Raw genomic sequence first — 21,193 nt, 5'->3', positions numbered from 1 at the left:
AACCTGTATTAGTAGATGACGGGATCGGGGACGGTAGCATGCTCGACATGCGCGCCGAGCGCCTGCAGCTTTTCGACAAACTGCTCGTAGCCGCGCTTGATGTGATGAATGGCCGAAACCTCGGTCGTCCCGTCGGCGATCAAGCCCGCTACGACGAGGGCCGCTCCGCCACGCAGATCGGGCGAGGTAACCTGTGCACCCGAGAAGCCCTTGACGCCATGAATCATGGCATGATGGCTCTCGATACGAATGTCGGCACCCATGCGCACCAGCTCAGAGGCGAACATAAAGCGATTCTCGAAGATGTTTTCGGTAATAACGGAACTGCCGTCGGCAAGGGCGGAGAGCACCATAATCTGCGCCTGCATGTCGGTCGGGAAACCGGGGAACGGAAGCGTCTGGATATCGACCGGCTTGATACGCTCGGCACGGTTCACATGGACGCCGTCGTCGGTACGCTCGCAATCGATGCCCATAAGCTCCATCTTCTTGAGAACCATGCCCAAGTGAATGGGGCAAAAACCCGTGACGTCAACACCGCGATCGTCGGCCATCAGCGCACCGGCGACGATAAAGGTACCGGCCTCGATGCGGTCGCCCACTACGCGATGGGTAACAGGATGCAGCTCTTCCACGCCCTCGATGGTCACGACGGGCGTACCGGCGCCAACAATCTTGGCGCCCATCTCGTTGAGCATGTTAGCGAGATCGACGATCTCGGGCTCGCGGGCGGCATTGTCGATAACCGTGGTACCCTGTGCGCGCACAGAGGCCATGATGAGGTTCTCGGTCGCACCGACGCTGGCGAACTCGAGCGTGACGGTGGTACCGCGCAGACCTTGGGGCGCATTAGCGTTGATGTAACCGTGGGCGGTATCGAACTCAACGCCCAGGGCCTCAAGACCAAGAATGTGCATATCGATCTTGCGAGCACCCAGGTTGCAGCCGCCCGGCATGGCAATTTTGGCGCGATGGAAGCGACCCAGCAGGGGTCCCATGACGGCGGTGGAAGCACGCATCTTGGCAACGAGCTCGTAGGGGGCCTCCCAAGAATCGACCTGAGAGGTATCAATCTCGAGCGTGTGCTCGTCGAGAACATCGATCGTAGCGCCCATGCCCTTGAGCACCTTGCCCATCACGTGGACATCGGAAATATCGGGCACGTTCTGCAGCGTCGTCTTGCCCGGCGCCAGAAGCGTTGCCGCCATGAGTTTGAGTGCGGAGTTCTTGGCGCCCGAAACGGGCACGGAGCCTCCGATGGCGTGGCCACCCTCAACGCGGATAATATCCAAGGTCTACCCTTTCAAAAAGCATGCCCGGGATGGCTGGGCCATCCCGGGCATGATGTGTTCGCAAATGGTCGAACGCTAAATCGTTTGACTATTGGGCAAGCTTGAGCTTACACCATGCGATTTCATTATAGAGGTAGGCGCGGCGTGCATCATCCTCCGACAAATTACCCAGCTTCTCTTCAAAACCTTGAATATCAGCTTTAAGCTTGTCGGCATCGACGGTCGCCAAATCGCAAGCGCGCTCGGCGAGAACGGTCACGACATCGTCCGCAACCTGGACATAGCCGCCGGCCACGGCAAACGTGTGGTCGACAGTGCCCATGGCCTTATCGGAAACGCGAACGTAACCGCGGTCGATCGTGCAGATCTCGCTGGAGTGAGCAGGCAGAACGCCAAACTCGCCATCCGTGGACGGAATCGACACAAACGCAGCGTCGCCCTCATAGGCGCAGCTCACGGGGCACACGATGCGGATACGCATAACCTACTTCTCCCCCATCTTGCGGGCGCGCTCGCGCACGTCCTCAATCGTGGAAGCATAGCGGAAAGCCTGCTCAGGCAGGTCATCGGCCTTGCCGTCGACAATCTCGGCGAAAGAGCGGACGGTATCCTCGACGCGGACGTAGACACCGGGGTTGCCGGTGAACTTCTCGGCGACGTGGAAGGACTGCGAGAGGAACTGCTGAATCTTACGGGCACGGTTGACCGTAAGGCGCTGCTCCTCGGACAGCTCGTCCATACCCAGAATGGCGATGATGTCCTGAAGGTCGGAGTACTCCTGCAGGAGTTCCTGGACCTTGACGGCGACACGGTAGTGCTCCTCGCCAACGATCGAGGGATCGAGAGCGTCGGAGGAAGACGCAAGCGGGTCGATAGCCGGGAACAGGCCGAGCGACGAAATGCTACGCGAAAGAACCGTGGTGGCATCGAGGTGCGTAAACGTCGTGGCAGGCGCCGGGTCGGTCAGGTCGTCTGCGGGGACGTAGACAGCCTGGACGGAGGTAATGGAGCCCGTCTTGGTCGAGGTAATGCGCTCCTGGAGGTCGCCCATCTCGGTTGCCAGCGTGGGCTGGTAACCAACGGCGGACGGCATACGGCCCAGCAGTGCGGAAACCTCGGAACCTGCCTGAGAGAAGCGGAAGATGTTGTCGATGAACAGCAGAACGTCCTGGCCGCGATCGCGGAAGTACTCAGCGGTGGTAAGGCCGGCCAGACCGATGCGCAGACGCGCTCCGGGCGGCTCGTTCATCTGACCATAGACCAAGCAGGTCTTGTCGATAACGCCAGACTCGCTCATCTCGAGGAACAGGTCGGTGCCCTCGCGGGTACGCTCGCCGACGCCGGTGAACACCGAGGTGCCGCCGTGCTCCTGGGCGAGGTTGTTGATGAGCTCCTGGATCAGAACGGTCTTGCCGACGCCGGCGCCGCCGAACAGACCTGTCTTGCCGCCGCGGATGTAGGGCTCGAGCAGGTCGACGGCCTTGATGCCGGTCTCGAAGATCTCGGTCTTGGTGGTGAGCTCGTCGAAACGGGGCGCTGCATGGTGGATGGGGTAGAACTCCTCCACCTCGGGCATGGGCTTGCCGTCGACGGGCTTGCCCATGACGTTCCAAATGCGGCCGAGCGTCTTGGGACCAACGGGCATCTTCATGGGCTCACCGGTATCGGTGGCGATGAGGCCGCGCTGCAGGCCGTCGGTCGAGGACATGGCGACCGTGCGGACGACGCCGCCCGGAAGCTGGCTCTCGACCTCGAGGATCGTGCTCAGATGACCGATCGGGGTCTCGGCCTCGACCGTGAGCGCGTTGTAGATCGGGGGCACCGCACCGTCAAACTTGACGTCGACGACAGGACCGATGATTCGCACGATGCGACCATCACCGGCAGTCGTCTTCTTGGTGGCTTCCTCGACCGCAAGCTTTACGGTGTTATTAGCCATTACTGTTCCTCCAATGCTGAGGCTCCGCCGACGATCTCGTTAATCTCGGTCGTGATCGAAGCCTGGCGCACGCGACTATACGTGCGGGTAAGGGTCGAGATGATCGCGGTGGCGTTTTCCGTCGCGGAGTGCATGGCCTTGCGGCGTGCACCCTGCTCGGCAGCCGCCGAATCGATCAGGGCCTGGTAGATGACCGTCAGGATATAAGACGGCACAAGCTTGCCGAGAACATGCTCGGGAGAGGGCACGAACTCGAACGTGGACGAGATGCGCTTAGGGGCGTCGGTCTCGTTCTTACGCGGACCGTGGGCCATAGCGATCATCTCGGGGTCGAGCGGCAACAGATGCTCGACGCGAAGCTCCTGATCCACGCGGTTCTTGGCGTGGTGGTAGACAAGCTCGACACGGTCAAGCTCACCGGCACGATACGCATCGCAGATATGAGAGGAGATCATGCGGGCCTGATTGAAATCGGGCTCAGAGGAGTTGCCCTCAAAGTGCATGACGACGTTTGCGCGGTCACGGAAATACGTGGCCGGCTTACGCCCGCACGCGATGATCTCGCACTCGATGCCGTCGTTCGCCCAAGAAGCGGCGAGCTTTTCGGCCGTGCGCTCCACCGTCGTATTGAAACCGCCGGCAAGGCCGCGGTCCGAGGCAATAACGACAATCAGGCCATGCTTGACGCTCTCATGCTTCTGCAGCATGGGATCGGTGCCCGAACAGGAAGCGTCGCCGGCGACCGTCAACATGACGTCGGTCAGCGCCTCCTTATAGGGCTCGGCCTGCTTGGAGCGATCGAGGGCACGACGGATCTTGGCCGTAGAGACCATCTCCATCGTGCGCGTGATCTGCTTGGTCGTGGTAACCGAGGAGATTCGCTTCTTAATGTCGCGAAGGTTGGCCATGGGGCTTAGTTCTCCTCTGATCCAGAAACATCCGAATGGTGCTTGGCCATGAACTGCTGCTTGAAGTCGCCGATGACGCGCAAGAGCTCAGCCTTGGTGTCATCATCGATCTTCTTGGCGCGAACCTTGTCGAGCAGCGAGCCAAAGCCATTGTCCATGTACTCGATGAGCTCGGCACGGAAAGGCAGCACGTCGGCGATCTCCAGGTCATCCAGGAAGCCCTCGTTGCCAGCGAACAGCGTAACGATCTGCTCGCCAACCTCAAACGGCTTGTAGCGCGGCTGCTTCAGGAGCTCGGTCATGCGGGCACCATGGGTCAGCTGCTTCTGAGTAGCCTCGTCGAGGTCGGAGCCGAACTGGGTAAAGCCAGCGAGCTCCTGATAGGAAGCGAGATCCAGACGGAGGTTGCCGGCGACCTGCTTCATAGCCTTGGTCTGCGCGTCGCCACCGACGCGGGACACGGAAATGCCCACGTCAACTGCCGGGCGCTGGCCCTGGAAGAAGAGCTCGGACTGCAGGTAGATCTGACCATCCGTAATTGAAATGACGTTGGTCGGAATGTAGGCCGAGACGTCGCCGTCCTGGGTCTCAATGATCGGCAGAGCCGTCATGGAGCCATAACCGTTCTTCTTGGACATCTTGACGGCACGCTCGAGCAGACGAGAGTGCAGGTAGAAGATGTCACCAGGATAGGCCTCGCGTCCGGGCGGACGATGCAGCGTCAGCGACATCTGACGGTAGGCCACAGCCTGCTTGGACAGGTCATCGTAGATGACGAGCACGTGGCCGCCGGGGTTGGTCTCGCTGGCGGGCTTGCCGTCCTCGCCGTTGTACATGAAGAACTCGCCGATAGCGGCACCGGCCATAGGCGCGATGTACTGCATAGGGGCGGAATCGGCAGCGGTGGCCGAAACGATGATGGTGTAGTCGAGCGCACCGTGCTGAGCGAGGGTCTCGCGGATGTTGGCAACCGTGGAGGCCTTCTGGCCGATGGCGACATAGATGCAGACCATGCCCTTGCCGCGCTGGTTGAGGATAGCGTCGATGGCAATGGCGGTCTTACCGGTCTTACGGTCGCCGATGATGAGCTCTCGCTGACCGCGACCAATAGGCACCATGGAGTCGATGGCCAACAGGCCGGTCTGAACCGGCTCGCACACCGGGGTACGGTCGATGACGCCGGGGGCCTTGAACTCGATGGGGCGACGATGCGTAGCGACGATGTCGCCCAGGCCGTCGATGGGCTGGCCGAGCGGATTGACGACGCGGCCGAGCATGGCGCGGCTCACGGGGATATCCATAATGCGGCCAGTGGTGCGGCACTCGTCGCCTTCCTTGATGGAGTCGACGGCACCAAACAGAACGGCGCCGACCTCGTCACGGTCAAGGTTCTGGGCAAGGCCGAAGACGGTCTCACCGGTATCGGAGCTCTTGAACTCCAGAAGCTCGCCTGCCATGGCGCTCTTGAGGCCGGAGACGCGCGCGATGCCGTCGCCTACCTCGTCGACCGTTGAAACCTCATGCGTATCGACCGTCGCGGAGAGGCTCGTGAGCTGCTCCTGCAGTTTCTTGGCGATATCCTGGGCATTGAGGGTTTCGGACATTAGGCTTCACCTCCGTACGAATTAGCAGAGTTTGCGAGGGTCTCCTGCGCGATGCGCAGCTGCGTCTTGACGGAAATGTCACGACGCTCGCCGCGGGCCTCGAGCACCAGGCCGCCCACAATAGACGGGTCGACCTGCTCGATAAGGAATACCTTGCGGCCGAAGTCCTGCTCGCATTTCTTAGTGATGGTTTGACGCAGCTCGTCGTCGAGCGGGATCGCCGTGGTGACGGTCACGCCCACTACATCCTCGTCTTCCTCGGCAACATACTTAAAGGCAGCTGCCACCTTGGGAAGAAGGTCGAGCTGGTCGCGCTTGGACATGGTGTCGAGCACGGCGATGATCTCGGGGCTGGCAGAAGCCAGGCGCTCGATCATCTCGAGGTCCTCGAACACATGGTTCTCGGCCTTGGCGGCTTCCAGAAGGGAGCGCGCGTAGGTCTCGAGCACCTTGTCCTGATAGCGGCTAGTCGGCATTCAGGCTACCTGCTTCCTGGATGTAGCGCTCGATGAGCTTCTTCTGCTCGGCATCGTCCTCGAGTGCCTCGCCCACGATCTTGGTGGCGACGGCAACGGACAGGTCGGCGATGGAGCTCGCGGCACCGGCGTAAATGGACTTGCGCTCGTCCTCGACGGTCGTATGGGCCTTGGCGATGATCTCCTCGGCCTCCTTGTGAGCAGCCTCGATGATACGGGCGCGCTCGGACTCGGCGTCCTTACGGGCCTCGAGAACGATGTCGGCAGCCTGACGACGGGCGTCGGTGACGATCGAGTCGGACTCAGCGCGCTTGGCGATGGCCTCCTGCTTGGTCTTCTCGGCCTCGTCGAGGCTCTCCTCGATCTTCTTGCCGCGCTCCTCCATGGTCTTCATGATGCCCGGCAGGGCGACCTTGGCCAGCACGATCCAGATAATCAGGAAGGCGATAAGCGCCGGGATGAACTCCGCCATCTTAGGGATGAGGATATCCGCACCGGCAGCGCCGTCCTCGGCGAACGCGGAAACCGGCATGAGCAGCGCGGCCGCGGACGCGGAGAGTGCGATCGCGCTCTTCTGGGATGAAAGATTCATACTTGACGCTCCGTGCTATTTAACGATCAGCGCGACAACGAAGCCGATCAGAGCCAGAGCCTCGCCGAAGGCGGAGCCCATGATGAAGACGGTGAACACGCGGCCCTGGACCTCAGGCTGACGGGCCATAGCACCCGTAGCACCCAGAGCAGACAGGCCGATAGCAAGACCAGCGCCGATAACACCGAGACCGTAACCGATAACTCCCACGATTCCTCCTTTGTCGTGCGTGTCTTATTTCACGCAGGATAACCTTTTTATAACTGCCGGGCTCCATGGGTACGGGCACCGGCGGTTTAACGAATTGCCTTACCTTTAAGGCACGAACGGAAGACTACTCCTCCTCCGCAACCTCCTCTGCCTCGGAGACATACACGGCGGTAAGGACCGTGAAGACGTAAGCCTGGATGGCGCCGACCACAAGCTCGATCGCATAGATCAGGATGAGGATGGCAAGCCAGGCCAGCGAAGGCAGGGCGCCGACGGCGTGGGCCGCGGAAACCTGCTGAAGCAGCGGCTGCATGAACATGCTCGCCATGATGGCAAACGAGCCCATGACCACGTGTCCTGCGAACATGTTGCAGAACAGACGGACGGCGAGCGTGATGAGGCGCAGGAAGGTCGAGAAAAGCTCGACGACCCACACGAGCACGTTCATCGGGAAGCTCACGCCCTGCGGGGCGAGGCTCTTGATGTAGCCGATCACGCCGTGAGCCTTGCATCCGTAGTAGATGAAGTACACGAAGGCGAAGATGGCGAGCGCGGCGGTGGAGCCGATTGCGCCGGTGCCGGGCTTCATTCCCGGGATCAGGCCGATCATGTTGTTGATCAGGATGAACAGGAAAAGCGAGCACAGGAACGGGAAGTGCTTCTTCCAGTTCTCACCCACGACACCCTTGCCGATATCGTTCTCGACGTACTCGATGATGTACTCGAAACCGTTGACGAAGAAGCCCTTGGGAACCAAAGTCTGCTTCTTCTTGAACACGGCCAGGACGATCAGGAGCACGATCGTGGAGACGATCAGCCAAAACGAGTACTGCGTGATGCCGCAGCTCAGATCGCCCACGACAGGGGTGGAGCTGAACTCGCTGACCAGATGATTAATCTCATCAGGCAGCTTTTCAAAAATTTCCACGACTTACCTTTCGACCTCATGAGGATCTCGCAGCGCCTTGGCGACGCGAACCGCGCAGGCGGCCATAAAGGCCACGAAGCCGATCGCCTCGCCCAGGAGGAACATGCGAAATGCCTCTCCGAACAACACAAACACAACCAAGGTAAAGACGAGCAGGGCGATTGCCGAGACCGCCAGACTCACCATACCCTTGAGCATGTCCGCATTCTGCTTATCGTCAAGAACCGGCTTGAGCGTAAAGACAAAGGGAAGAAAGGCAATTGCGCCCGCGATGGCGCCTGCAACGATAGCGAGCAGATCGGCTATCTGAAACACTGGCGTCCTCACTTTCCTTTTTAACGCCTCACAGAACAGTTCCCGCCAAACATTGGTGACTATTGTACGAGCCAATCGCTAAAGTACAACCGTAAAACAAACGGTTAATACGCACCTGTACGTTTTCTTAAGGCCTTCTTTATGCCGCAGGTACGGTAATACGTTTTTTCGAACCCCTCAGCTCAAAACGTCCGTTAACAGGAGTGCGCGTGGACGTCTTTTGCTCGCCCGCGCGCACCATTTCTTCGTATTTTCGACGTTAGCCGGTATGGCCCAGAGATTACAGCGTGCCGTAGATGCGGTCGCCGGCGTCGCCCAGGCCGGGAACGATGTAGGCAGCCTCGTTGAGATGGTCGTCGATAGCGCAGGTATAGATATGCACATCTGGGTCCTTCTCGGTCAGCGACTTGAGGCCCTCGGGGGCAGCGACGATGCACAGCATGCGGATGTCCTTGACACCGCGCTCGCGCAGGTAGCTGATGGCCATCTCGGCCGAACCGCCCGTGGCGAGCATGGGGTCGACGACCAGGCAGATGCGCCGGTCGATATCCTTGGGCATCTTGCAGTAATACTCATGCGGCTCATGGGTAACCTCGTCGCGTTCCATACCGATGTGGCCTACGCGAGCGGAGGGCACCAGGTCGAGAATGCCGTCGACCATGCCAAGGCCCGCACGCAGGATGGGCACGATGGCGAGTTTCTTGCCGGCGAGCTGTTTGAACGTGGCGGTAGTGATGGGGGTCTCGACCTCGACGTCTTCCATAGGCAGGTCGCGCATGGCCTCGTAGCCGTCAAAAAGCGCGAGTTCGCGCACGAGCTGGCGGAACTGGTTGGTGCCGGTGTTTTTGTCACGCAGGATCGACAGCTTGTGCTGGACGAGCGGATGATCGACAAGCGTCACACGGGACGCATCGTAGGTGACGGTCATGGGTTGATTGCCCCTTTCGTTGCGGCCGCAAAACGGCCTTGCTGACAAGGCGCGCAGCAACGTTGCCGCCGCACGCCATGCATAAGTTTAGCGGTTTGTTGTATCGAGCAGCCCATCGCAGCCCTACTGTGCAGCACTGAGCGAGCGCTTGACTGCATCACGCCAGCCCGCAAGGTTTTGCTCGCGACGCTCGGCGGACATATGGGGAAGAAAGGTCCTAACGATCTGGGCATTTTGCTCCAGCTCTTCAAGGTCTTCCCAATAGCCGACGGCAAGACCCGCCAAGTACGCGGCACCGATTGCCGTGGTCTCCACCGTCTCGCATTGCAGCACGGGGATATCCAGCAGGTCGGCCTGGAATTGCATGATGAACTCGTTGCGTGAGGCGCCGCCATCGACGGACAGGCGCTCAATCGAAAGTCCCACGTCCTGCTCCATGGCGCGCAGCACGTCATAACTCTGGTAGGCCATGGACTCGCAGGCCGCACGCACAATGGTCGCGCGACTCGAGGCACCGGTCAGGCCGCACACGATACCGCGGGCATGCGGATCCCACCAGGGAGCGCCCAGGCCAGCGAAGGCGGGGACGAAGTAGCAGCCCTCGTTGTCGTTGATCGAAGCGGCGAGTTGCGCGGACTCGCTCACACTCGAGATGATGCCCATGTTGTTGCGCAGCCAGTTCATGGTTGAGCCGGCGGCAAAGATAGAACCCTCGAGCGCATAGCTGATCTTGCCGTCCGCGGCGATACCGATCGTGGAGACCAGACCGTTCTTGGATTCGACGACCTCGTCGCCGGTGTTCATGAGCATAAAGCAACCCGTGCCATAGGTGTTTTTGGTCTGGCCGGGATGGAAGCAGCAGTGGCCGAACAGCGACGCCTGCTGATCGCCCGCCACGCCCATGATGGGCGGCATGTTGGTCATGATGTCGCTCGCGACGCGGCCGTAGTCGCCCGAGCTCCAACGAACCTCGGGCATCATGGAACGCGGAACGTCAAAGAGCGCCAGCAGGTCGTCGTCCCAATCGAGCGTATGGATATTAAAGAGCGCCGTGCGGCTGGCATTGGTGTAGTCGGTGGCAAAGACCTGACTGCCGGTGAGGTTGTAGATGAGCCAGGTGTCGATGGTGCCAAACATGAGGTCGCCCGCCGCCGCGCTCTCACGCGCACCGTCGACGTTGTCGAGGATCCACTGCACCTTGGAAGCCGAGAAATACGGATCGAGCGTGAGTCCCGTGCGGGAGCGCACCAGCTCTTCTGCGCCCCGCTCGACCAGCTCGTCGATCAGAGGTGCGGTGCGACGGCATTGCCACACGATGGCGTTATAGATGGGTTGGCCGCTTATGCGGTCCCACACCACCGTGGTCTCGCGCTGGTTGGAGATACCGATGGCGGCGATGCGGTCAGAATGGATGCCGCTCTTAAACTGGACCTCCATCATCACGCCGATCTGGCTGGCAAGCACCTCCATGGGGTCTTGCTCTATCCAACCGGGACGCGGGAAGCTGGTTTTGACGCTACGACGTGCCTGCGCGACGATGCAGCCGTACTCGTCGACGATGGTCGCAAGTACCGAGGTGGTGCCGCAGTCGAGCGCCATGATGTAGGAACCGCCAAAGTTAAACGAGGCATCTTCCATGCCCAGGCTGCCCAGATTCAACGACATCGCTTACACCTTTCTATTGCATCGGGTCGGACAGGACCCGTTCGATCTCTGATGCGGGAAGTGCGCCTTGGCGCAGGATCTGGAGCCCGCCGTGCTGGAACGACACGATGGTCGAGGCGTCGCGACACGGGGTCTCGCCGGCGTCGACGGCAACATCGACCCCCTCCAGGATGCGACCTTCGACGGCGGCAAAGCTTGCCGGCGAGGGCGCGCCGTGCGTGTTGGCGCTCGTGCAGGCAAGGGGACTGCCGCAGGCGCGGATGAGCGCTTGGACCACGGGAGAGGCCGAAGCGCGCAGGGCCACGGTGTCGTCGGCAGCGCGCATAAAGGTCGGCACGCAGGGGGCTGCCTTGACCACGATAGTCAGGGCTCCCGGCCAGCATCGTCGCGCGAGTACGCGGGCATCTTCCGGGATATCCACGCCATAGCGGTCGAGCGCTTCGACGCCATCGACCAGCCAAGCGACGGTTTGCGTGAGCTCACGTTGCTTGAGAGTGAAGATACGGCGATAGCCGGTGCCGAGCGCAGGAACTGCGGCGCCATTGACGGCAGCCTGCGGATCGCGCGGCCACGATGGGAATTCGCTTGTATCTTGGGGCACGGCGTCCGAGAAGGCGTTGACTGCCACGGCAACACCGTAGACGGTCTCGGTCGGAATCAAGGCCAGGCCGCCGCGGCCGAGCACCTCGGCCGTGCGCTCGACGGCAAGCCGATGCGGCTCGCGCGTTCCCTCGTATACCCGATAGACCGTCTGCATGTGTATGCCAGCCCCTTACGCTCCGGTGCAAGTTTGTTTACTGTGGGGCATTCTCGCACGAAATGTTCAACCTATTTGCCCAGAGCGCATGTTGGTTTGGTGAGCGGCTCTAGTAGTCGGTGAAAGTGAGGGGTTTATTGGACGGCTACAAACTTCTTTGGTCTTCCGGCGTGGCGTTTTTGGGCGGCGTAGCGCTCGATGCTGTCTATCGTTATCATCCGACGGCCGTCGACGAGTTCAACATCGAGCTTTCCGGCTTTGACCAGCGCGGTAATCCGCGGAGCGGAGACTTTGAGGTCCAGCGCTGCGTCTTTAAATGTTCGGCACGCCGCTTCCCGAGCGTCCTCGTGGTCGATTTCGACTGAAAGGGCCACGACCTCGGCCGAGTGTTCGTACCCTGCCGGAGTCAAACCGTTGTTGAGGTCGTCGGCCAAAAACGCCATCAGCGCCTCGGTGGCATGGGCAATCGCTTCTTCGCGTGTATCGCCATCGGCAAAGGCGCCGGGAATCTGCGGGAAGCTGGCGCAGTAACCGTCGTCTTCTTTTATGAGAACGCAGTCATAGGTAAATCGCTGCCTCATTTTGCCTCCAACTACCATCCAGTTTGGCGACGAATACTTGCCCACGTGCCCTTCTTTGGTCGATCACCACCAGAGCCGTTCACGGTGACAACACGGTCACCAGAAACATACTTAGCATGACTACCGACTTGCGCGACCTTCACGAATCCATCGTGCTTGAGTAGGGCAATGATTTCCCGAAAGGTAGGAGGTTGCATGGGCCGACCTCTTTCAGCCGTCCTAATTATAAACTATTTTATAATTTTTGCTAACCAGTTAATAAATATTACTGGCGCTGTTTGGGCTCGGTGACGATGGCTCGAACGATGCGGGGACGATCGGTGAGGTCGTGGACGATACGCACGTCCGAAAGGCCTGCTTGACGACAGAGCTCGGCCGCGGCGTCGAGCGCGCCCTCGTAGAGCTCGCAGGCAAACAGGCCGCCGGCACGCAGCATGTAGGGCGCCGCGTTGAGCAGGCGGCGGAAGATATCGAGACCGTCGGCACCGCCCTCGAGCGCCAGATCGGGCTCAAAGTCCTTGACCTCATGCGGCAGCGAGCGCATGACATCGGTGGGGATGTAGGGCGGGTTGGAGACGAGTACGTCAAAGGTGCCCCACTCTTCGCGGGGAATGGAACTCACCAGGTTGGTGAGGCTGAAGGCGACCTCGTCGGACGTGAGGCCAAGCGCATCGCGGTTTTTGGTAGCAAGGTCGATGGCGCGCGGCTCGATATCGGTAGCAGTGCAGGTAACGTGCCCGCGGCGCTCCCAGGCAAGGGAGAGCGAAATGCAGCCCGTGCCGCAGCCGACCTCGAGAACGCGGGCAGTGCGGGGCTCGGCTGGGGCAGATACGTTAGCCTCGGCGGCATCTTGCGCGGGAGTCGCCTGTTGGTCGTTGTCCTCAATGGCGATGCCGTATTCGTCGAGCTCGGGCTCGGGGGTTTCCATGGCCTCTGCTTCTGCCGCTTCGGCTTCTGCTGCCTGCGCGGCGGCTTCCTCGGCCTCGCGGTCGGCCAGTTCCTCGGCATAGGCACGGCTGCCGAGCACGTCGCTACCCAGCGCAGCCTCATCGGCGGCCGTCAGGTTGGCGGCACGGCGCTCGGCGGTCGCGCGTTCGTCTGCCAGCGCGGCCTCAGCCTTGCGAGCCTGCTCGACCTCATCGTTCCAAGGCAGCTCAACACGCTGACGGGCAGCAGCCTCGGGGCTCAGCACCTCGGCATCCAGATAATTGAGGACTTCCTCGACGAGCATCTCGGTCTCGGGACGCGGAATGAGCACGCCGGGGGCGCACGTGACGTCGATCATGCGAAACTGCGTGCTGCCGGTGATGTACTGCAGCGGTTCACCTTTAGCGCGACGAACAACGGCCGCGTGCATGGTCTCGAGCTGAGCCGCGTTAAGCGTCTCGTCCATGCGCATATATAAGTCGATGCGTGCCAAACCCGTGGCAGCGCAGAGCAGCCACTCGGCAGAAAGACGGGGGTGCTCCTCGCCGCGCTCGGCCAGGTACTCCTTGGTCCACTCGAGACAACACTTGATGGTCCAAATCTCGTTTGCCATGGGGCCCTCCCCTCTTAAGCGCCGGATGGCGCGCGAATGTCGGAGCAGATTGTACGCGAGGCCAGCGCTTGGCAAGGGGCGATTGAAGGCGATTATCGAGAATCAGCCCAGAATTTTGCTTGGAACCTGCCTGAAATGTTCATTCGCCGACGTCTAGATTTGCATTCGTCAAGCTTTTGGCAAGGTTGACCCAAAACTGACCAATATCTAACCAAGAACTTGCCAAATCACTTGACGTGCGACGCATCAAAAAATGCACTGCGACTTCTCGGACGATTTTTTGAGCATTATTATCGATAGCAGATAAACGCCGTTGATTGCTTTAAGCAGTTAAATTGCTTAATTTCTAACAAAGCAGATTAAATAAACTCGAATAGCAATTTACTCAACCTAGTCATTTAAGAACGTCCCCAATGACTACCCAAGAGAACGCCGCAGGTAGAGGACGGACAGCGAGCGACGTCCAGAGCGAACAAGTTGGCATGAAAAAGGCGAGGCATAGACCTTCTGGTCATGCCTCGCCTTTTGAATGACAAATTGTCGCTCTGGGCGGCGCGCAGCGTCGAGCCGTTACGCGGTTTGGTAAAACCGCGTAACCTAAACTGCTTGTGCCAGCTTCTCGGCTCGCTCGGCGGCGGCAAGTGCCTCGATGACGGTGCCGAGCTGATCGCCCAGAAGGACGCCGTTGTAGGTGGAGTTGAAGCCGATACGGTGATCGGTCACGCGGTCCTGGGGCTGGTTGTAAGTACGGATCTTCTCGGAACGGTTGCCGTGGCCAATCTGGCTCTGGCGCTCGGCACCGAGCTCGGCCTGCTGCTTCTCGAGTTCCATCTCGTACAGACGGGCGCGCAGCATCTGCATGCAGACCTCGCGGTTCTGGATCTGGGAACGCTGCTCCTGCGACTGCACCACGGTGTTGGTGGGCAGGTGGGTGATGCGCACGGCGGAGTAGGTGGTGTTAACGCACTGACCGCCAGGGCCGGAGGCGCAGTAGGTGTCGATGCGCAGGTCGGACTGGTTGATCTGGACGTCGATCTCCTCGGCCTCGGGAAGTACGGCGACGGTAGCCGTGGAGGTCTGAATGCGGCCCTGGGACTCAGTCTTGGGAACGCGCTGGACGCGGTGCACGCCGGACTCGAACTTCATGACGGAGTAGACGCGGTCGCCCTCGACCTTGAACTCGATGGACTTAAAGCCACCGGCCTCGCTGGGGCTGGAATCGAGCACGGTAGTCTTCCAGCCGCGCGACTCGCAAAAGCGCTGGTACATCTTGTACAGATCGCCGGCGAAGATGGCCGCCTCGTCGCCACCGGCGGCGGAGCGGATCTCGACGATGGTGTTCTTGTCGTCGTTGGGGTCGCTCGGGATGAGCATGTACTTGATGTCTTCCTCGAGCTGGGGAAGCTTGGCCTCGTTTTCGGAGATGTCCATCTGGAGCATCTCCTTCTCATCGGCATCGGTGGTATCGTGCAGCATTTCCTTGGCAGCCTCGATGTCATCGAGCGCGCCGATGTACTCGCGCGAGGCGGCAATGAGGTCGGACTGGTGCGCGTACTCCTTGTTGAGACGCGTGAACTCCTTGATATCGGAGGCGACGGCCGGGTCGGAAAGCTTCTTCTCGAGCTCCTCGTAGGCCTTGATGATCTTTTCGAGCTTGTCGCGCATGACGGACTCCTTTATATGCGTGAAGGCGAAAATCGGCAGAATTGATGGGGCGCGGGGCGCCGCTGCGGGGGTAAGTCCAGCTAGAGCATGTCGATCTTCAGATACATGCGCATCCCTTCGCGTATGGGGTACATAGTTGTGGTCTAACCCATATATGATAGCGTGTGCAGGCAAACCTGCATATAACCCGCACGGAATCCGACAAAGGGACAGTCCCTTTGTCGGATTCTAAAGCGTATGGATCAGGGCGACGAGGAAGCGGACACCCTGGAGGTAGGCGCGGCGGGTAATGCGCTCGTTGGTGCCGTGGACGCCGCGATCGCACTCGTCATCGTCGACCACAAAGGCCGAGAAGCGAATGCACTCGGAGCAAATGCGCTGGTAGTTGGCAGCGTCGGTCGCGCCGATCACGGTCGAGGGGACAATCGCCAACGGCTCGGATGATCCGTTTTCCTCCGTCCCCTTTGGATCACGGAAATAGCGGGCGGCGATGGAGCGAACCGCCTCGAGTCCCGGTCCGCCGATGCGCGGAGACGGCGAGGGTTCGGAGCTGCCGGGGCCGAGCTCGACCTCGACACGGTCGGCGAGCCCCGCCTCGGCAACGGCGACGCGGCAGCGGGCCACGACATCGGCCACGCTCGTGCCCTCGAGCATACGGAAATTGATATTGGCCCACATATCCTGCGGCATTACGTTGGCGCCGGTGCTGCCACCCTCGACCTGCGTGGGCGCGCAGGTGGTGGTCACGAGCGGATAGAGCTTCTTGCTGGCGAGGCAATCGCGGACAATGGCGCCCCCGTTGGCGGCAATTTCATCGGCCGTGTAAAGCCCCAGCTCGACGAGCTGTGCGGCAAGCAGGTCCGTGACGCGCGTCGGCCACTCGATATCGCAGATTGCGGTGATGGCACGGCTAAGCACCTCGAGCGACGTGCCGCCGTAGGGGTTGGAAGAATGTCCACCCGCGCTCTTTGTCTTGAGCACAATGTCGGCATAGCCCTTCTCCGCGAGATCGGCATGCATAAGCCAGCCCTCGCCCGCGCCGTACTCGGCAGCCGGAACGATGCGGTAGTCGCCCTCGTCGATCAAGTACTCAAGCTCAATGCCGCGCTCTTCGAGCACGCGGCCGATGGCACCCGCACCGAACTGCGTGGTTTCCTCGTCCTGGCCAAAAGCCAGCAGCAGGGTGCGCTCGTGCTCCCAGCCGTGTGCGAGCGCATACTCAACCGCCTCGAGAATGCCTGCGACCTGGTCTTTCATATCGATGGCGCCGCGACCCCAAATGTAGGTGTCGTCCACATGTCCGCTAAAGGGGGCATGCGTCCAGTCAGCCTCGGTGCCGGGTACCACGGGAACCACGTCCATGTGGCCCATGAGCATAATGGGCTTGAGGGCAGGGTCGGAACCGCTAAGCGTCACCAATAGCGAATGGTCGATAAGCTCGACCTTACCCGCCGTAAATACGTGCGGCCAAGCCTGCTGCATATACGCGCGCAGGTCGTCGAACGGCTGCCAGTTCACCGCCTCGGCATCCATACTCGAGATGGTCAGAAACGACAGCACGCGGCCCAGGCGCTCGCACGCACTAGCCTCGTCCAGATCGGCAAAATCATCCTCATGCGCAAAAAAGCGCCAAACCTCGGCCATGACATCCTTTCGATTGTGACGACAAGGGCCGCCCCACGGGAGCGGCCCTGACACATAAGCGTTTGCGGTCGGTTATTTGTCCTCGAGATAACGCGAGAGGAACTCGCGCGTGCGCTGATGTTTGGGGTTGCCGAAGAGCTCGGCCGGCGCGGCATCCTCGAGCACCACGCCCTTGTCCATAAAGACCACGCGGTCGGACACCGTGCGGGCAAAGGCCATCTCGTGCGTGACGACGACCATGGTCATGCCGTCGGCCGCGAGCTTGCGCATGACCTCGAGCACCTCGCCCACGATCTCGGGGTCGAGTGCGGAGGTCGGCTCGTCGAACAGCATGATCTGCGGATTCATGCATAGGGCACGAGCGATGGCCACGCGCTGCTTTTGGCCGCCGGACAGGCGACCCACGGCGGCGTGCGCGAACTTCTCGAGCCCCACGCTCGTCAGATGCTCCATCGCGACCTTCTCGGCCTCGGTCTTGCTCATCTTTTTGAGCGTGACGGGCGCGAGCGTGCAGTTGTCGAGCACATCCATGTTGTTGAACAGGTTAAAGCCCTGGAACACCATGCCGATGTCCTCACGCAGCTTGTTAATGTTGCAGCGCTCGGCCGTAAGGTCCTGGCCGTGGAACCAGATATGGCCCGCGTCCGGAGTCTCGAGCAGGTTGAGGCAGCGCAGAAAGGTCGATTTGCCCGAGCCTGAGGCGCCGATAATGGTGACGACCTCGCCGGGGTTAACGGACAGGTCGATGCCCTTGAGCACCTCGAGCGAGCCGAAGCTCTTGCGCAGGCCCTCGACGCGGATGAGCGGCTCATTGGTCTGTGCGGCGGCCGCGGTGCCGGTAGTGGCGGTATCTGCCATGATGATTCTCCTCGTCCTAAGCCTAGTTGGAGCTGGGCAGCGTGACCGGAGCCTCGGCGCCGAGCTTTTTGCCAAAGGCCTCGAGCAGGCGGCTCGCCACGAGCGTCAGGATCAGGTAGACCACGAGCGCCACGCAGTAGACCTCCATCTGGCGGTAGTACACGCCGGCGACGGTGGTGGTAGCGTACATGAGGTCAAACACGCCGATAACCGAGAGCACCGACGAATCCTTGATGTTGATGATGAGCTCGTTGGTGAGCGCCGGAATCGCGTTTTTAATGCCCTGGGGGAACACGACTTTGCGCATGGCTTGCCACTGCGACAGGCCCAGCGAGCGTGCTGCCTCGGCCTGGCCGGGATCGATGGACTCGATGCCGCCGCGCAGGACCTCCATCATGTAGGCGGTGGAGTTGAGCGAGATGGTAACGAGGCCGGCGGTGAAGGTGCTCCAAATCTGGTTGGCCTGAGCGGTCTCGAAGCCCATGCCGCGCAAAACGGTGAAGCCCGCGTAATAGATGAGCAGACCCTGGACCATCATGGGCGTGCCGCGCACGATGGTGGAGTAGACGGTCGCAAAGCCGCGGCCGATACTCTTAAAGAAGCGCACCAGGTCGTTATCCACGCGGTCGAACGTCTGAATACGCAGGAACACAAAGAGCAGTGCCAGGAAGAATGCGATGACAGTGCCGAAGGTGGCAAGCGCGATGGTGATCTCGATACCGCGAATGAAGAAGTCCCCGCTCTTGTAGGTCATGTAGACCAGGCTCGACAAAAAGTCGCTGGGGTTGGAGTCCGAGACAATGCTCACCTGCACCAGATCGATAAACGACATGACGCAACGGTCGACAAAGAAGATCGCCGCAATAGCAACGACGACATAACTGCCCAGGCGCGCGCCGCGACGGAAGCGCTCGGAAGCAAACGGCGACGTTTCGCGATAGTCGTTCCAGTGCATGAGCTTGGTGACCAGCGCCGCCGCCGACACGACGAGCCAGGCCCAAAGAATCGCCCAAAGGCAATCTTGGAACACGCCCGTGGGGGCCAAGAAGCTCAGCGGCGTGGGGTTGCGCTGGCTAAACGCCAAGCCGAGCGCCGCGATAACGCTCGTGCCCAGGTACACATAACGGTGGTCGGCCTTGATAAAGGAGGCCAGGCGATTAATGGTTTTCATGCTGCCTCCCTATGCCGGCTGACGGTCGAGGCACGCGTCCCACATTTGGTCGCGCTCCTCTTGGCTAATGCCCTTGAGTGTCTTGTCGATGAGCTTAAGCAGTTTGTCCGAGCCCTTGCGGCAGCCGACGTTTGCCGTGACCTCCTGCTTAAAGCCCTCGCCCTCGGCAAATTGAATCGGCACGATACCCGGGTTTTGGGCCATATAGCCCTTCTCATTCTCGGTGTTGTAGGTCACAGCGTCGCACGTGCCCTGCAGCAGGTTCGAAAACACCGTGGGAACCGAATCGACCGGGTTCTTGTGGACAACGCCCGGGATCTCGTCGATGACGGTATCGAGCATGGTGTCCTTTTGGCCGAGCACCGTAGCGCCGCTAAAGTCGCTGAGCTTGGTCGCGTTTTGGTAGGGCGAGCCCTCTTTTACGAACAGGCCAAAGTAGCCGATAAAGTACGGGTCGGAGAAGCCGACGGACTCCTCGCGCTCGGGCGTGGCGCTCATGCCGGCGATGATGAGGTCGATCTGGCCGTTGTTGAGCGAATCGATAAGGCCCGAGAAGCTCTGCTTGACGGCAACGGGCTCGCCGCCGAGGGCCTTGCAGACGATCTTGGCGATCTGCACGTCGTAACCGTCGGCATAGGCGCCCTGCACGTTGTCGATGGGGATGGTGTACTCGCTGGCCTCGGAGACCTGCCAGTTGTATGGAGCGTAGGCCGCCTCCATGCCAATGCGGATCTTGTCCTTGCCGATAACGGAATCGGACAGGTCGTCGCGACCGCCGCCCGTCGTGGGCTGGACCACCTTGAGCGTGGACGGGCGCTGGCAGCCGGCGAGCGCGCCGGCGACAACGGTAGCGCTCGCAGCGAGAGCGCTACCCAAAAAGATGCGACGGCTGCATACCGGCTGTGGATGCGCGTCGCGTTGATGGGGAGAATGCATAATCTGCCTTCCCTGTTGAATCGTATGCTGACGACTTAACAGGATATACGCCAGCAACTAGCAGCGCAGCACAAGCTCGAAAAATTAATAGACACGCGGTAGTCATTGGGGACGCCGATGTTTTGGCAATGCCGGCGAGCGACGTCCAGAGCGAACAAGTGGCATGAAAAAGGCAAGGCATGACCAGAAGGTCTATGCCTTGCCTTTTGAATGACAACTTGTCGCTCTGGACGGCGCGCAGCATCGACCGAGCGGCGGAACCTCTAGAGCAAGGTAACGCTAAAGCTGCGCTTGTCCGTCTCGCCGGGAGCCAAGGTGATGGTGTTGACCTTGTGCTCAAAGACGTCGTCCTCGGTGTCCGTGGTGGTATGACCGGTCCAGGGCTCGAGCGCCACAAACGGGGCGTCGTTGGCGGCAGACCACACGCCGATGTACTTAAAGCCCTCAAAGTCGATCTTGACGCCGTGGCCCGACTTGCGGCCGCGCAGCGTGAGCGTGGAGCCCGGGGTATCGGTGAACATGATGGCGTCGTTATCGAAGCTGCGGTGCGTGATGGGCAGCACGTCCGAGTTATCGGGAGCCTTGTAGCTACCCTCGAACGTCATGAGGCCATCGGGCGTGATGATGGGGGCCTCGTTGGTCCAAGCCTCGGTAAATGCCAGCTCGTAATCCTCGAACGCCTCATCCTCGGCACCGGGAGCAGGTACGTTAAATGCGGGGTGGCCGCCCACCGAGAACGGCAGGTCCACGTCGCCGGTATTGGTGACGGCAAAGGTCTGGGTAAGTGTGGCGTCACCAGTCAGGGCATAGGTCATGTTGAGCTTAAAGTGGAACGGAAAGGCCTTGAGCGACTCGGGCGTGTCGGTGATCTCGTACGTTACCGAGGAGCCGTCCTCCGAAACCTCGACCAGCTTGTGCTCGACGATGCGCGCGAGGCCGTGGCGCGGCATCTCGCAGGTGCCAGCCGCAGACGTCGCCGTGTTGTTGCGCAGCGAGCCCACAATGGGGAACAGGATGGGCGCATGCTTGCCCCAAAAGGCGGGGTCGCCCTGCCACAGATACTCGTTGCCGTTGAGGGCAAGGCTCGTGAGCTGGGCGCCCATGGAATCGATGGCCGCGGTGAGGCCGCCGCGCTTGATGGTAGTGACGGTAGACATGCTACTTCCTCCAAAAGTAAACAATAG

22 protein-coding genes are annotated in these 21,193 nt (G+C 60.7%); all 22 read right to left on the bottom strand.

Annotated features, from left to right (window positions below; translation table 11 throughout):
- Positions 1-8: 8 nt before the first annotated feature.
- Positions 9-1,292, bottom strand: a complete 1,284-nt coding sequence (gene murA / locus I2G40_RS06540; protein WP_138340516.1) for a UDP-N-acetylglucosamine 1-carboxyvinyltransferase — start codon at positions 1,290-1,292, stop codon at positions 9-11.
- Positions 1,293-1,380: 88 nt separating this feature from the next.
- The gene (gene atpC / locus I2G40_RS06535; protein WP_117564995.1) at positions 1,381-1,773 is read right to left on the bottom strand and encodes an ATP synthase F1 subunit epsilon; all 393 of its coding nucleotides are present in this window, start codon (positions 1,771-1,773) and stop codon (positions 1,381-1,383) included.
- A gap of 3 nt (positions 1,774-1,776) precedes the next feature.
- The gene (gene atpD / locus I2G40_RS06530; RefSeq protein ID WP_006235717.1) at positions 1,777-3,231 is read right to left on the bottom strand and encodes a F0F1 ATP synthase subunit beta; all 1,455 of its coding nucleotides are present in this window, start codon (positions 3,229-3,231) and stop codon (positions 1,777-1,779) included.
- Positions 3,231-4,139, bottom strand: a complete 909-nt coding sequence (atpG, locus tag I2G40_RS06525) for an ATP synthase F1 subunit gamma (protein ID WP_006235716.1) — start codon at positions 4,137-4,139, stop codon at positions 3,231-3,233. The genes atpD and atpG overlap by 1 nt, the downstream gene beginning before the upstream one ends.
- Before the next feature lie 5 nt (positions 4,140-4,144).
- Positions 4,145-5,743, bottom strand: a complete 1,599-nt coding sequence (gene atpA / locus I2G40_RS06520; RefSeq protein WP_035138794.1) for a F0F1 ATP synthase subunit alpha — start codon at positions 5,741-5,743, stop codon at positions 4,145-4,147.
- Positions 5,743-6,219, bottom strand: a complete 477-nt coding sequence (locus I2G40_RS06515; protein WP_006235713.1) for a F0F1 ATP synthase subunit delta — start codon at positions 6,217-6,219, stop codon at positions 5,743-5,745. Before I2G40_RS06515 ends, atpA begins: the two co-directional genes overlap by 1 nt.
- The gene (atpF, locus tag I2G40_RS06510; RefSeq protein ID WP_006235712.1) at positions 6,209-6,811 is read right to left on the bottom strand and encodes a F0F1 ATP synthase subunit B; all 603 of its coding nucleotides are present in this window, start codon (positions 6,809-6,811) and stop codon (positions 6,209-6,211) included. Before atpF ends, I2G40_RS06515 begins: the two co-directional genes overlap by 11 nt.
- Positions 6,812-6,826: 15 nt before the next feature.
- Complete coding sequence (locus I2G40_RS06505) at positions 6,827-7,021, bottom strand: ATP synthase subunit c family protein (RefSeq protein ID WP_022094262.1); 195 nt, start codon at positions 7,019-7,021, stop codon at positions 6,827-6,829.
- Between the two features lie 124 nt (positions 7,022-7,145).
- Positions 7,146-7,949 (bottom strand): F0F1 ATP synthase subunit A, encoded by an 804-nt coding sequence (gene atpB / locus I2G40_RS06500; protein ID WP_022094263.1) that lies wholly within the window; start codon positions 7,947-7,949, stop codon positions 7,146-7,148.
- Between the two features lie 3 nt (positions 7,950-7,952).
- Positions 7,953-8,264, bottom strand: a complete 312-nt coding sequence (locus tag I2G40_RS06495; protein ID WP_035138788.1) for a hypothetical protein — start codon at positions 8,262-8,264, stop codon at positions 7,953-7,955.
- Positions 8,265-8,544: 280 nt separating this feature from the next.
- Positions 8,545-9,192, bottom strand: a complete 648-nt coding sequence (gene upp, locus I2G40_RS06490) for a uracil phosphoribosyltransferase (RefSeq protein ID WP_195544539.1) — start codon at positions 9,190-9,192, stop codon at positions 8,545-8,547.
- 123 nt (positions 9,193-9,315) lie between these two features.
- On the bottom strand, positions 9,316-10,857 hold the full coding sequence (gene glpK / locus I2G40_RS06485) for a glycerol kinase GlpK (RefSeq protein WP_195544538.1): 1,542 nt from the start codon (positions 10,855-10,857) through the stop codon (positions 9,316-9,318).
- Between the two features lie 13 nt (positions 10,858-10,870).
- Positions 10,871-11,614 (bottom strand): L-threonylcarbamoyladenylate synthase, encoded by a 744-nt coding sequence (locus I2G40_RS06480; protein WP_022094267.1) that lies wholly within the window; start codon positions 11,612-11,614, stop codon positions 10,871-10,873.
- A 134-nt stretch (positions 11,615-11,748) separates the two neighbouring features.
- Positions 11,749-12,240, bottom strand: a complete 492-nt coding sequence (locus I2G40_RS06475) for a type II toxin-antitoxin system HicB family antitoxin (protein WP_195503147.1) — start codon at positions 12,238-12,240, stop codon at positions 11,749-11,751.
- Positions 12,207-12,392 (bottom strand): type II toxin-antitoxin system HicA family toxin, encoded by a 186-nt coding sequence (locus I2G40_RS09845; protein WP_082421878.1) that lies wholly within the window; start codon positions 12,390-12,392, stop codon positions 12,207-12,209. Before I2G40_RS09845 ends, I2G40_RS06475 begins: the two co-directional genes overlap by 34 nt.
- A gap of 68 nt (positions 12,393-12,460) precedes the next feature.
- A complete protein-coding gene (locus tag I2G40_RS06465; protein WP_195544537.1) occupies positions 12,461-13,735 on the bottom strand; it encodes a N5-glutamine methyltransferase family protein in 1,275 nt (424 codons plus the stop codon).
- Between the two features lie 597 nt (positions 13,736-14,332).
- Complete coding sequence (prfA, locus tag I2G40_RS06460) at positions 14,333-15,400, bottom strand: peptide chain release factor 1 (RefSeq protein ID WP_055252487.1); 1,068 nt, start codon at positions 15,398-15,400, stop codon at positions 14,333-14,335.
- Positions 15,401-15,628: 228 nt separating this feature from the next.
- The gene (locus tag I2G40_RS06455; protein ID WP_195544536.1) at positions 15,629-17,044 is read right to left on the bottom strand and encodes a M20/M25/M40 family metallo-hydrolase; all 1,416 of its coding nucleotides are present in this window, start codon (positions 17,042-17,044) and stop codon (positions 15,629-15,631) included.
- A gap of 72 nt (positions 17,045-17,116) precedes the next feature.
- A complete protein-coding gene (locus I2G40_RS06450; protein ID WP_195544535.1) occupies positions 17,117-17,902 on the bottom strand; it encodes an amino acid ABC transporter ATP-binding protein in 786 nt (261 codons plus the stop codon).
- 22 nt (positions 17,903-17,924) lie between these two features.
- A complete protein-coding gene (locus tag I2G40_RS06445) occupies positions 17,925-19,073 on the bottom strand; it encodes an amino acid ABC transporter permease (RefSeq protein ID WP_195544534.1) in 1,149 nt (382 codons plus the stop codon).
- A 9-nt stretch (positions 19,074-19,082) separates the two neighbouring features.
- Positions 19,083-20,009 (bottom strand): transporter substrate-binding domain-containing protein, encoded by a 927-nt coding sequence (locus I2G40_RS06440; RefSeq protein WP_195544533.1) that lies wholly within the window; start codon positions 20,007-20,009, stop codon positions 19,083-19,085.
- 263 nt (positions 20,010-20,272) lie between these two features.
- On the bottom strand, positions 20,273-21,166 hold the full coding sequence (locus I2G40_RS06435) for an aldose 1-epimerase family protein (protein ID WP_195544532.1): 894 nt from the start codon (positions 21,164-21,166) through the stop codon (positions 20,273-20,275).
- Positions 21,167-21,193 lie beyond the last annotated feature (27 nt).

The organism is Collinsella aerofaciens, assembly GCF_015558785.1.
Taxonomy (GTDB): Bacteria; Actinomycetota; Coriobacteriia; order Coriobacteriales; family Coriobacteriaceae; genus Collinsella; species Collinsella aerofaciens_P.
Note: the sequence above shows the minus strand (reverse complement) of the source record. Positions and strands in the feature narration are given on the sequence as shown.

Excerpts from the sequence above, each read along its gene's own strand:
- I2G40_RS06450 (WP_195544535.1), bottom strand. The coding sequence starts at position 17,902 with ATGGCAGATACCGCCACTACCGGCACCGCGGCCGCCGCACAGACCAAT.
- I2G40_RS06480 (WP_022094267.1), bottom strand. The coding sequence starts at position 11,614 with ATGCAGACGGTCTATCGGGTATACGAGGGAACGCGCGAGCCGCATCGG.
- I2G40_RS06435 (WP_195544532.1), bottom strand. The coding sequence starts at position 21,166 with ATGTCTACCGTCACTACCATCAAGCGCGGCGGCCTCACCGCGGCCATC.
- I2G40_RS06440 (WP_195544533.1), bottom strand. The coding sequence starts at position 20,009 with ATGCATTCTCCCCATCAACGCGACGCGCATCCACAGCCGGTATGCAGC.
- atpF (WP_006235712.1), bottom strand. The coding sequence starts at position 6,811 with ATGAATCTTTCATCCCAGAAGAGCGCGATCGCACTCTCCGCGTCCGCG.
- atpD (WP_006235717.1), bottom strand. The coding sequence starts at position 3,231 with ATGGCTAATAACACCGTAAAGCTTGCGGTCGAGGAAGCCACCAAGAAG.
- upp (WP_195544539.1), bottom strand. The coding sequence starts at position 9,192 with ATGACCGTCACCTACGATGCGTCCCGTGTGACGCTTGTCGATCATCCG.
- I2G40_RS09845 (WP_082421878.1), bottom strand. The coding sequence starts at position 12,392 with ATGCAACCTCCTACCTTTCGGGAAATCATTGCCCTACTCAAGCACGAT.
- I2G40_RS06515 (WP_006235713.1), bottom strand. The coding sequence starts at position 6,219 with ATGCCGACTAGCCGCTATCAGGACAAGGTGCTCGAGACCTACGCGCGC.
- glpK (WP_195544538.1), bottom strand. The coding sequence starts at position 10,857 with ATGTCGTTGAATCTGGGCAGCCTGGGCATGGAAGATGCCTCGTTTAAC.
- I2G40_RS06445 (WP_195544534.1), bottom strand. The coding sequence starts at position 19,073 with ATGAAAACCATTAATCGCCTGGCCTCCTTTATCAAGGCCGACCACCGT.
- atpG (WP_006235716.1), bottom strand. The coding sequence starts at position 4,139 with ATGGCCAACCTTCGCGACATTAAGAAGCGAATCTCCTCGGTTACCACG.
- atpA (WP_035138794.1), bottom strand. The coding sequence starts at position 5,743 with ATGTCCGAAACCCTCAATGCCCAGGATATCGCCAAGAAACTGCAGGAG.
- atpC (WP_117564995.1), bottom strand. The coding sequence starts at position 1,773 with ATGCGTATCCGCATCGTGTGCCCCGTGAGCTGCGCCTATGAGGGCGAC.
- I2G40_RS06455 (WP_195544536.1), bottom strand. The coding sequence starts at position 17,044 with ATGGCCGAGGTTTGGCGCTTTTTTGCGCATGAGGATGATTTTGCCGAT.
- prfA (WP_055252487.1), bottom strand. The coding sequence starts at position 15,400 with ATGCGCGACAAGCTCGAAAAGATCATCAAGGCCTACGAGGAGCTCGAG.
- I2G40_RS06465 (WP_195544537.1), bottom strand. The coding sequence starts at position 13,735 with ATGGCAAACGAGATTTGGACCATCAAGTGTTGTCTCGAGTGGACCAAG.